Origin of the sequence: Allotabrizicola aquatica (SeqCode) (assembly GCF_965194375.1) — a bacterium.
Classification (GTDB): Bacteria; Pseudomonadota; Alphaproteobacteria; order Rhodobacterales; family Rhodobacteraceae; genus Tabrizicola_A; species Tabrizicola_A aquatica.
Genome location: NZ_CBDAEL010000013.1, coordinates 42,602 through 53,543 on the forward strand (window position 1 = coordinate 42,602; position 10,942 = coordinate 53,543).

General features: G+C 62.5%; 8 protein-coding genes and 1 riboswitch. Of the genes, 2 read left to right on the top strand and 6 right to left on the bottom strand.

Translation table 11 applies throughout. From position 1 onward, the window contains the following. Positions 1-35 precede the first annotated feature (35 nt). The 3 genes from glyS to AC72UB_RS12810 are packed head-to-tail and all read right to left on the bottom strand — an operon-like array spanning position 36 to position 3,724. On the bottom strand, positions 36-2,276 hold the full coding sequence (gene glyS, locus AC72UB_RS12800; RefSeq protein ID WP_505190128.1) for a glycine--tRNA ligase subunit beta: 2,241 nt from the start codon (positions 2,274-2,276) through the stop codon (positions 36-38). A gap of 45 nt (positions 2,277-2,321) precedes the next feature. Next, the gene (locus tag AC72UB_RS12805; protein WP_505190129.1) at positions 2,322-2,798 is read right to left on the bottom strand and encodes a DUF6446 family protein; all 477 of its coding nucleotides are present in this window, start codon (positions 2,796-2,798) and stop codon (positions 2,322-2,324) included. Continuing rightward, a complete protein-coding gene (locus AC72UB_RS12810; RefSeq protein ID WP_505190130.1) occupies positions 2,798-3,724 on the bottom strand; it encodes a glycine--tRNA ligase subunit alpha in 927 nt (308 codons plus the stop codon). Before AC72UB_RS12810 ends, AC72UB_RS12805 begins: the two co-directional genes overlap by 1 nt. 173 nt (positions 3,725-3,897) lie before the next feature. On the opposite strand from AC72UB_RS12810, the gene AC72UB_RS12815 reads away from it, so the two are divergent. Beyond that, positions 3,898-5,700: a peptidoglycan-binding protein gene (locus AC72UB_RS12815; protein ID WP_505190131.1), complete on the top strand. Its 1,803-nt coding sequence runs from the start codon at positions 3,898-3,900 to the stop codon at positions 5,698-5,700. 30 nt (positions 5,701-5,730) lie between these two features. On the opposite strand, the gene AC72UB_RS12820 is transcribed toward AC72UB_RS12815, so the two are convergent. The 3 genes from AC72UB_RS12820 to metZ all read right to left on the bottom strand — a co-directional run bounded on the left by AC72UB_RS12820 (position 5,731) and on the right by metZ (position 9,734). Next, complete coding sequence (locus tag AC72UB_RS12820; RefSeq protein ID WP_505190132.1) at positions 5,731-7,179, bottom strand: TrkH family potassium uptake protein; 1,449 nt, start codon at positions 7,177-7,179, stop codon at positions 5,731-5,733. 110 nt (positions 7,180-7,289) lie between these two features. Next, positions 7,290-8,378, bottom strand: a complete 1,089-nt coding sequence (gene folE2, locus AC72UB_RS12825) for a GTP cyclohydrolase FolE2 (protein ID WP_505190133.1) — start codon at positions 8,376-8,378, stop codon at positions 7,290-7,292. A gap of 174 nt (positions 8,379-8,552) precedes the next feature. Further along, positions 8,553-9,734, bottom strand: coding sequence for an O-succinylhomoserine sulfhydrylase (metZ, locus tag AC72UB_RS12830; protein ID WP_505190134.1), 1,182 nt, complete (start codon positions 9,732-9,734; stop codon positions 8,553-8,555). Positions 9,735-9,782: 48 nt separating this feature from the next. After that, positions 9,783-9,860: riboswitch (SAM riboswitch) on the bottom strand. 217 nt (positions 9,861-10,077) lie between these two features. Between metZ and AC72UB_RS12835 the strand changes: the two genes are divergently transcribed. Then, positions 10,078-10,827 (top strand): hypothetical protein, encoded by a 750-nt coding sequence (locus tag AC72UB_RS12835; RefSeq protein WP_505190135.1) that lies wholly within the window; start codon positions 10,078-10,080, stop codon positions 10,825-10,827. The last annotated feature ends 115 nt before the right edge of the window (positions 10,828-10,942 follow it).

The following is a 10,942-nucleotide window of genomic DNA, read 5'->3' on the forward strand; positions in this document are numbered from 1 at the left end:
CAAGATGAAAGGCGCGCATTACGGCCCGGGGGCCCTTAGCCTTCGATCTTGGTCAGGTCAGCCACGCCCGAGCAGATGGCCCGGATGCGGTGAAGCAGGTTCAAGCGGTTGCGCCGCACGATCTGGTTGTCGGCATTGACCTGAACGGCGGTGAAGAAGGCGTCGATCGGGGCGCGGAGTTGGGCCATGGCCTGCATCGCGGCGGGGAAATCCTCGGCCGTCATGGCGGGGGTGATGGCGGCCTCGGCCTGATCGAGGGCCGTGAAGAGGGCGCGTTCTTCGTCGGTTTCGGCGAATTTGATGTCCGCGCCGAAGGAGTATTCGACGCCGTCCTTCGCCTCGGCTTGGCTAAGGATCGTGTTGGCGCGCTTGTAGCCCTGCAGGAGGTTCGGGCCATCTTCGGTTTTCAGGAAAGCCGCCAGCGCCTCGGCGCGCTTTACGAGAAGCGTCAGGTCGTCATTGCCGGGCATGGCAAGGCAGGCGTCAATGACATCGTGGCGGATGCCTTGGTCCTTGAGGAAGACTTTCAGGCGGTCGTGGAAGAAGGAGAGGAGGTCGGCAACAACCCTGTCCATCCTAGATATCAGAGTTTCTTCTTTCGACTCTTTGTCAGCGTCAACAAGGCGGTAAACCAACTCCTTCATCTCATCAGGTGTCAGCAAACGTGCCGCATCCGGTGAGACCAATTCCTTGCCACGCAGCCGAAACTCCGCTCCCTTGATAAGCAAGAGGCTCGCAAGGACGTGACGCTCAACACCACGACCTGAAAGCCCTACCCGAACCCCATTCCCCAACACCAACCGAATAACCCCCAGCGCGGCGCGGCGCAGCGCGAAGGGGTCTTTCGACCCCGTGGGCTTTTCGTCGATGGCCCAGAAGCCGGTCAGCGTGTCGATCTTGTCAGCCAGTGCGACGGCGACAGAGACGGGATCGGTGGGCACGGTGTCGGTCGGGCCAAGTGGCGAATAGTGGTCGCGGGCGGCCAACGCCACGGCGTCGGGCAGACCTGCCGCGCGGGCGTAATACATGCCCATCAGGCCCTGGAGTTCAGGGAATTCCCCGACCATGGCTGAGCGCAGGTCGGCCTTCGCAAGGTTGGCGGCTTGTTCGGCGAGGTCGGCATCCGCGCCGACGAGCGGGGCGATTTCGCGGGCCAGGGCTGCGATGCGCGCGATCCGGTCGGCTTGGCTCCCCAGCTTGTTGTGGAAGGTCACGGATTTGAGGCCATCAAGCCACTCACCCATGGGTTTGGATTCGGGGCCCGCCTTCGCCACGCGCAGGTCATTGTCATAGAAGAACCGCGCATCCGACAGGCGGGCGGTAAGAACCTTTTGGTTGCCCTTCAGGATCGTCGCGCCATGGTCGGCGGGCTGAGTGTTGGCGACGGTCACGAAGGCCTCAATCCGGCCGGTCTTCGGGTTTTTCACCGAGAAGAACTTCTGGTGTTCCTTCATCGAGGTTTGCAGAACCTCGGGCGGCAGGTGCAGGAAGTCATCCGCGATGCGGCCCATCAGGGGCACTGGCCATTCGACAAGGCCCGCAACCTCGGCCAAAAGGCCTTTGTCTTCCACCAGTTCAAGACCGGCGGCGAAGGCGAGGTTTTGCGCGCCCTGCCAGATCGCGGCCTCGCGCTCGGCCGAATCCAGCACCACATGGGCGCGTTTGAGCTTCACCGCGTAATCGTCAAACCCGGTAACAGCAAAGCGGCCAGGCGAGAGGAAGCGGTGGCCTTCGGTGGTGTTCGCGGCGGTGATGCCGTCGACGGTGAGGGGGACGATGGTGCTGCCACCCTCGTCCGACATGAGGCAAAGGATTGATTGCAGCGGGCGCACCCAGCGCAGGGTGCCTGCGCCCCAGCGCATGGATTTCGGCCAAGGGAAGCTGCGGATGGTGGCTTCCAGCACCTCGGCGATGATGTCGGCGGCGGGGCGGCCGGGCTTTTCGACGATGGCGTAAAGCGTTTCGCCCTTTTTGTCGGCGCGGCGTTCGAGTTGGTCGAGCGTGAGCCCGGTGGCGCGCAAAAAGCCCTCGATGGCCGCCTGCGGGGCGGTGGCGGCGGGGCCTTTGCGCTCTTCGCGGACGGGTTGGGACTGGGGCGAGAGCCCGTCAATCGCCAAGGTCAGACGGCGGGGCGTCGAGAAGGCGCCGGCGGAGGCATAGGTAAGGCCGGCCTCGACCAACCCGTTGGTGACCAGGGATTTCAGATCCTCCCGCGCGCGTGCTTGCATCCGGGCGGGGATTTCTTCGGAGAAGAGTTCGATCAGAAGGTCGGACATCGGTTCAGATCCGTTCGGATTTGGCAAAGGGGAAAGGCCGGGCCATCAGTTGCCCTCAAGCGCGCCGGGGCGAAACTGGTGCCAGGCAAAGGCGCGGCCATCGGCGAAAACGGCGACCACGCGATCAACATCGGGGGCGATGTTCGATTGTGACAGAAAGGCGAGCGCCTGCCCGTTTTCGAGGGCGGCGCCGATCTCGCTGGCGTCGAAACAGTCAAACCACGAAGGCGCGTTAAGTGGCGTGGCACCCTCATAGGCGCGGTAGGTTTCCGTCAGCATGCCGTGGCTTAATGGCGTGCGGAAACAGGCGCGGAAGCGCAGGGGGCTGCTGTCGGCGTCGATTCCGGTGATACCTTCGGCCAAAATGGGTTCGGGGCTGTCGCTTTCGATCGGCGTCAGCAGGATCTCGGTGCCGGCTGTAAAGGCCGCCTCATGGTAGTAAGCGTACTCCTGCAGGTAATAGACTGCGATACCTGCGCCCAAGGAAATCAACACGATAAAAACCCCAACAATCTTTCCCATCAGGCATCCGCCCCGGCTTCGGTCTGGCGAAACGCGTCGGCGCATTTCTTGGCCAGTGCGCGGACGCGGCCGATATAGGCTTGGCGCTCGGTAACCGAGATCACGCCGCGGGCATCAAGAAGGTTGAAGAGATGGCTGGCCTTGATGGTCTGGTCATAGGCCGGGTGTGCCATGATGATGCGCTTGCCCGATTTCGGGTCCTCGGGCTCAAAGGCCAGAAGGCGCTCGCATTCGGCCTCGGCGTCTTTGAAGTGCTGAAACAGCATCTCGGTCGTTGCGCCGTCAAAGTTGTGGCGCGAGTATTCCTCTTCGGTCTGGCGAAAGATGTCGCCATAGGTCAGCGGAATGGGGGATGCCGGATCGTTGAAGGGCATGTCCATGACGTGATCGATGCCCAGCACATACATCGCAAGGCGTTCCAGACCATAGGTCAGCTCACCCGAGACCGGCTTGCAATCATGGCCGCCGACCTGTTGGAAATAGGTGAACTGCGACACTTCCATGCCGTCGCACCACACTTCCCAGCCCAAGCCCCAAGCGCCCAAGGTCGGGCTTTCCCAGTCATCCTCGACAAAGCGGATGTCGTGCAGGCCCATGTCGATGCCAATGGCGCGCAGCGAGCCAAGGTAGAGGTCCTGCAGGTTCGCGGGCGAGGGTTTGATGATGACCTGATACTGGTAGTAATGCTGCAACCGGTTGGGGTTTTCGCCGTAACGCCCATCGGTCGGGCGGCGTGAGGGCTGCACATAGGCCGCCGCCCAAGGTTTGGAGCCCAAGGAGCGCAGCGTGGTGGCCGGGTGAAAGGTGCCTGCCCCGACCTCCATGTCATAGGGTTGCAGCACCGCACACCCCTGCGCCGCCCAGTAGGCTTGCAACCGCAGGATGATTTCCTGAAAGGATCGCGGGGCTTTGATCGGGTCAGACATGGCCAGCCTCTTGAAATGCTGCCCTTCCATAGGCAAGAGGCGTCAAAGGGTCAATGGAGCGCTGAGATTCCGCTGTCTTGACCCTTGTATTCGGCAAGCGGCCTGCCATGGTCGGGCAAAAGAGATTTGACGCAAAAAATGTGGCCCAGAAAACCGGGCGTGATGGGGGAAACATGTGTTTTTGGCGGTATGCATTGGTGTTGGCCTTCAGCCTTGCCGTGGCCACGATGGGACAGGCACAGGAGGCGACCGAAGAGCAGGCGTGGATCCAGATTGAATCCTACCCCTCAGAAGCAACAGCAAGGGCGCGCGCCGAGGCTTACGCCGCCGAGTTTCCCGATGTGACGGTGTTCAAGGGGCGGTCGTGGCATGCCATTGTTCTTGGTCCCTATAGCCCCGAGGCAGCAGCCGGAAGGCTTGCCGAGTTGCGCCGGTCGGGTCAGGTGCCGGGCGATGCATTTGTGACGGATGGTGGGGGCTTTACCGGGGTTCTAGAGGATCTGGCCGTGGCAGAGGCTGTGGAGCGTGAACCGATTGCGACAGAGGCGCCGGTTGCTGAGACGGTGGAGCCCGCAGCGGTGGAAGCCCAAAGGATAGCACCCGAATCCATCGAGCCTGCGCCGTTGGTCATCGAGCCGGATGAGACACTGCGTGAAGCGCGCGCCTCGGAAGCAGAGCTGAGCCGGGACGAGCGCGTGACGCTGCAAGAGGCGCTGAAGTGGTATGGCTTTTACGCCAGCGGCATTGACGGCGCGTTTGGGCAGGGCACCCGCGCCTCGATGTCGGCCTGGCAAGAGGCGAACGGCTTTGAGCCAACCGGCGTTCTGACCACACGCCAGCGGGCGACGCTGGTGACCAATCACGCCGCCGATCTGGCCGAGTTCGGCTTTGAAAGTGTGACCGAAGCCGAGGCTGGGATCGAGATCACCCTACCGCTGTCGCTGGTGGCATTTGACCATTACGAACCTCCGTTCGTGCATTTTGCCGAAAAAGACGGCTCTGGCCTACGCATTTTGTTGATTTCCGAACCTGGCGGGCCTGAGGCGCTGGCTGGGCTTTATGACATCTTGCAGACGCTGGAGGCGGTGCCAGAGACGGGCGAGCGGTCCTTGGGTGACACGTCGTTCACCATTCAGGCGGCGTCCAGCAAGCTGGAAAGTCTCGCGTTTGCCGAAACCCGTGATGGGATGGTGAAAGGGTATCTTGCGGTCTGGAACCCGGCCGATGCAGCGCGGATGGAGCGTATCCTGCCGGTGCTCCAATCGTCGTTCCGGGCCGTGGGCGGCAAGGCTCTGGATCCGGGGCTGGTGCCGATGGAGGAAGCGGCGCTCAGCGGCATGCTGTCGGGGCTGAAGTTGCGCAAACCGGCGCGGGTGGCCTCGGGGGTGTTTGTGGATGAGATCGGCCATGTGGCGACTGCGCTGGCCAATGTCGCAGGCTGCGCCAAGGTGACGATCGGGGCCGAGACGGCGGCAGATGTGGCGGCCGAGGATGCGGTCACGGGGCTGGCGCTGTTGACGCCCAAGGCGGCCCTTGCGCCGCGGGCCGTCGCGCGACTGGCCACGGCCAGCCCGCGCAGCGGGGCCGAAATCTCGGTCGCTGGCTTCTCTTATGGCGAGCGGCTGCCAGCGGCGGTCCTGACCTTTGGCACCTTCGAGGCGGCCGAAGGCATCATGGGCGAACCGGGTCAGGTGCGGCTTTTGGCGCCGGTGATGGCCGGGGACATGGGAGGGCCGGTTCTGGACAGCGCGGGCGGCGTTCTGGGGGTGCTGATCCCGGTTCCAGCAGATGCGGGGCGGCAATTGCCCGAAGGCATGGCGCTGGCCGCCGATGCGGCAAGCCTTGGCGCGCTTGTGCAGGGCGCGGGCCTTGTCATGACCGCTGGACCAGCCACAAGCGGCACACCAGCGACACCAGACGCGCTGAACGCCGCGGCATTGGGCATGACGGTGCAAGTGTCGTGCTGGGCTGAGTAAGGGCGGGATCGCCCCTACGCAGGCCCGACGCTAGTCACGCCAAAAGCGCGGCAGGAACAGAACGAAGATCGCCATCAGCCCCAAGCGGCCCATGATCATCGCCAAGATCAGCACCCATTTCGCCGCATCGGGATATTCTATGAACGTGCCTGTCCGCGACGCGACTGGCCCCATGCCGTAGCCAATGTTGCCGATCGAGGTCCAGACCCCCCAAAGAGCCGACATCGGGTCAACACCCATCAAGGTAAGGGCCACGGTCATGATGCCGATCGAAAGCACATAGCTGGTGATGAACAGGATCAGGCCCGAAATCACATCCTCGCCCACGGTCCGCCCGTCATAGCGCACAGGCACCACTTTCGAGGGTGAGGCGATCTGACGGATTTGGGCGATCAGGGCCGAAGCGGCAATTTGCACGCGAAAGACCGAAAGTCCCGATGCCGAAGAGCCCGAGCAGGCCCCGACAATGCCGATCAGGAAGGCCACAATCAGCATATAGCCGCCCCAGCCCGAAAAGCTGCCAGCCATGAAGCCGGTCGAGGACATGATCGAGACCAGATTGAACAGCGCCTCACGGAAGGTCACCTCAACGCTGCCGCCCGCACTGACAAGACGCCACAGCGTGACCGTTCCCACCGCGACGGCGATCCATTTCAGATAAGCGCGAATCTGGCTGTCTTGCCACAGCGGGCGGGCGTGACCATTCAACAGCTGCACATAACGGATATAGGGCAGGCTAGAGATAATCATGAAAAAGGCCCCCGCGTATTGGATGGGGGCGCCAAAGCGGCTGAAGGAGGCATCGGCATCAGAAAAGCCGCCAGTGGCCACGGTGGCCATACCATTCACCACGGCAGAAAGTTCGCTCATGCCCAAGAGACGATAGGCAAGGATGCACGCCAACGTCAGGCCGAAATAGACAATCACCAACTGCCGCGCGATGTCGGTGGCGCGGGGCATGACCTTGCCGAAGGTGTCAAAGCCCTCGGTCTTGAAATACTGCATGCCGCCCACCCGCAGCACCGGCAGGAAGATCATCGCGACAAAGGCGATCCCCAACCCGCCAAGCGAGTTCAGCATGCCGCGCCACAGATTCATGCCCGGCGGCAGGGTTTCAAGGCCGATGATCACGGTTGACCCGGTGGTGGTGATGCCGGACACGGCTTCGAAATAGGCGTGGGTGAACGACAGGTTCGGCGCGCCCAGCATGAACGGCAGCGCGCCGAACATGGGCACAAAGCCCCAGATCATCGCGGTCATCAGATAGGCCTGACGCGCATTCAGCCCACCCGCCAGACCATTGGCGGTGGCAACTGACAGCATAAGACCCACTGCGCCGGTGATGATGGCCGATTCCAGAAAATCAGCGCCGTTCTCAAGCCCGGCTCGCCAGTCGATGATGGCCGGGGCCAGCATCAGGATCGCCAGCACCACGAGGATTCGCCCCACCACGTAAAAGATTGGCCGCAGATCAATCATGGGCGCTAGGCATAGGGCCAAAAGGCCGCCCCGTCAAAGGGGCGGCCTTGGCTGGCAAAGGATGGCAAAGGCAAGGAGTGCCCGGACGGACTTCGACGCGCGGTGTCGGGTCAGCCGACGTGATAGAGGCTGGCAAAGAGCCGGGGGTCCAGCGACGTCGCAGCAAAGGTCGGGCCCTCGGTCAGGACCGACACCGCGTCATGGCTGTGCAGGCTTTCCTGATGGCTGGCCACAACGCGGAAATCGGCGATCCGGTCGTCTTTCAGAAGGGCCGCACAGAAGCTGCGGGCGGCATCTTCGACAAAGATCGGATTGGCGGCGTTCAACTCGGCAAAGGCCTGCTCATCCTCGCGCTTGACCATCACCTGCGTCTCGGTCGGCACTGCGTCGCGGGCGATTTCGATCAGGTCTTCGAACCACAGGCATTTCGCCCCGGTCAGCTCCACCGAAATGCGGGCCACCGAGCGCTGCGAATGCGGCGTCGCCAGTTGGCCGCGCGTCTGGCGGGCGTGTTCAGAGAGCTCCAAGCTGCAGGGGCAGGTCGAGGAATAAACGAAATCAAGATGCATCAGATGCTTGCGCACACCCGCCACGTCGACCAGTTCCAGCGCGATGTCGTAATACTGCCACCCCGACAGGCCCGAGCGCAGGCTGTCCACCTTGACCGGGAAGGAAAAGCGCATCTGGATGCGGGCGTCAAAGCTTTCAAGATCGCGCTTATAGTCGTTCAGCGCGTGTTCGATCACGCCAAAGGAAAAATCCTTTTCAGAATGAGCATAAAACGACCGCATGATGCGGCTCATGTTGATGCCCTTCTTCTCGGCCTCAAGGCTGACGGTGCCGGTCACGCTGGTCTCCAGTGTCACCGGGCCATTGTCACGGGTCTTGAAGCGGATCGGCAGGCGGAAGTTGGAAATGCCGACGTGCTGGATGGTCTGCTTGGCGCCCCGGATCAGGCTGGCCGGGCCATTTTGCAGATCGGGGAGCGTGTCTTTATACGCCGCGTCGGCGCGGAACTCGGTTGGGTAATCGCGCGACAGGATCGGATAGCCCTGCCCCAAAAGCGCGCCGACCTGCGGATCCAGACCCACAATCTCGGCCTCAGAGGCACGGGCAGCCCAAAGCCGCAGCGTGGCCAGAGCGGCTTCGGCCTCGGTGCGGCCGGGGCGGGTGTCTTTGTCTGACAGGTGCAGGTTCATAAAGCGTCCTTTCGGTTCGGGCGCTCGCGCGCCGTCAATGTCATCAGGAATACGGACAGAAGCTTGGTCCGGATCAGTGCGGCGGAAGGGATTCCCGCGCGAAGCTTGAACTTAAGGGCTGGCCCCTTTGGAAAGAAGGGGGAAAGGGACAGATTCCGTCCCGTTTCCGACAGATCAGACGTGATCGAGCGCCTGGTTCAGATCGGCAATCAGATCGCCCGCATCTTCAAGCCCAACCGAAAGGCGGATCAGGCCGGGCGTAATGCCCAGTTTATCCTTCATCTCGGGCGCAAGTCGCTGGTGGGTGGTCGTCGCAGGGTGGGTGGCGATGGTTTTTGCATCGCCAAGGTTGTTCGAAATGGTGGCAATTTGCAGTGCGTTCATGAAGCGGAAGGCAGCCTCTTTGCCGCCCTTGATGTCAAAGGCCACCAGTGTCCCGCCCGAACCCATTTGCTCCATCGCAAGACTGTGCTGGGGGTGGCTTGCAAGGCCGGGGAAGATCACGCGCGACAGGCGGGCATCGCCTTCCAGCGCCTTCGCCACCGTCAGAGCCGACTCCGCCATGGCCCGGCAGCGCAGATCAAGCGTCGCCATGCCATTGAGGTGCATCCAAGCGGTAAAGGGGCTCATCGAGCCGCCGGTGTGTTTCATATAGGTTTCCACCGTCTTGCGGATGAACTCCTCACGCCCGCAGATCACGCCGCCCAGCGCGCGGCCCTGCCCATCGATGTGTTTGGTGGTGGAGTAGACAATGACATCTGCACCCTGATCGACGGCGCGGGAAAAGATCGGGGTCGCAAAGACGTTGTCGACGATCACGATTGCGCCGACGGCATGGGCGATTTCAGACACAGACCGGATATCGACCAACTCCAGCGTCGGGTTCGACATGCTCTCGAAAAACACCGCCTTGGTGGCGGGGGTGACGGCGGCGCGCCATTGGTCAAGGTCTGCGCCATCGACGAAGGTTACGTTGACGCCGTATCGGGTCAGCACCTCTTCCAGAATGTAGAGGCACGAGCCGAAGAGCGCGCGCGACGACACCACATGATCGCCAGCGCGCAACATCGAGGTGAGCGCACCATTGACGGCGGCCATGCCAGAGGCGCAGGCAAAAGCGGCTTCGGTGCCTTCCAGTGCCGCGATCCGGTCTTCGAACATGCGCACAGTGGGGTTGCCATAGCGGGCATAGATAAACTCATCGCTGCCCGCCTTGATAAAGCGCTGCTCGGCAGCCTCGGCCGAAGGGTAGGCGAAGCCTTGGGTCAGGAAGATCGCCTCGGCCATCTCGCCATATTGGCTGCGGCGGATGCCGTCATGCACGAGTTTGGTGCGTGTTTTCCAATCGTTCGTCATGCGCGCCTCCGGCCCAAAGAAAAACCCCGAAACCAAAGGGGTCCGGGGGCATTTGCATCCGTGTCCCTTTTAGCGGCTTGTTTAACGTGGCCCGCAATCCGGTCTCAAAGCGCCACGGGCGGATGGATATGCCGGGGAGGGGGAAAGGTCAACGGGGGGAGGGAATCGACCCAATGCGCTGTCATCTGGCAGACATGCCAGCTTCATCTGGCGGTCGCAGGGCAAGGATAAGACCGGGTCAGATGCGATATCTGGGACCGTTGCGATGCCGCCCTTGCCACCGATCCGCGCAAATCTGACCCATGACGGTCTTTCCTTAGATCACGAAAGACTGTTCAGGGCCTTGGACGCCCTGCCCGAGGGTGCGCCTGTGGTTGCCTTGGTGCATGGCTACAGCTTTTCACCGGGTTTGGGGCGGGACTGCCCCCACCGACACATCCTTGCACTGGATCCCGATGTTGCGGATGCCAAGGCAATCAGTTGGCCCCGGCATCTGGGCTTGGATGGGCGGCGGGGTTTGGCGATTGCCTTCGGTTGGCATGCCCGGGGCAATCTGTGGCAAGCCCATGCCAATGCCGCGCGGGCGGGGGCGGCGCTGGCCGAGCTTGCTGGGATCTTGCGCGCTCGGGGCCGGTGCTTGGACGTGGTCGCGCATTCGCTGGGCGCAAGGGTGGCATTGGCGGCCCTGCATGAGGCTGGCGCTGGTGATCTGCGACATCTCATCTTGCTGGCTGGGGCCGAAGCGCGGGGCCTTGCGCTCGCCGCGCTGGACAGCCCCGCCGGGCGCGTGGCGAGCATCGTCAATGTTGCGACACGCGAGAATGACTTGTTCGACGCGTGCTTTGAATGGTTGGTCCATGGCGGCATGCGGACATCGATCGGTCAGGGTTTGGGGCAGACCCGGCCCAACTGGCGCGATTTGTGGATCGACAGCCCATTGACCTTGGGCGCGCTCTCACGGATGGGCCATGAGGTGTCTCCGGCCTGCAAACGTGTTTCACATTGGTCACCCTATCTGCGGCCCGGCGTCTTGGCCGTGTATCGCGCGGTGTTGAGCGGGGATTTGAGCTACTCCCCGAAAACCGGACAGTGACGGAAGCTACGATCTGACGTCTGCTGGTCTCCAAGAACGAGGAGATCAGAACATGAAGAAACGCAGGAACCATGACGCGGCGTTCAAGGCGCGTGTTGCGTTAGAGGCGCTGAAA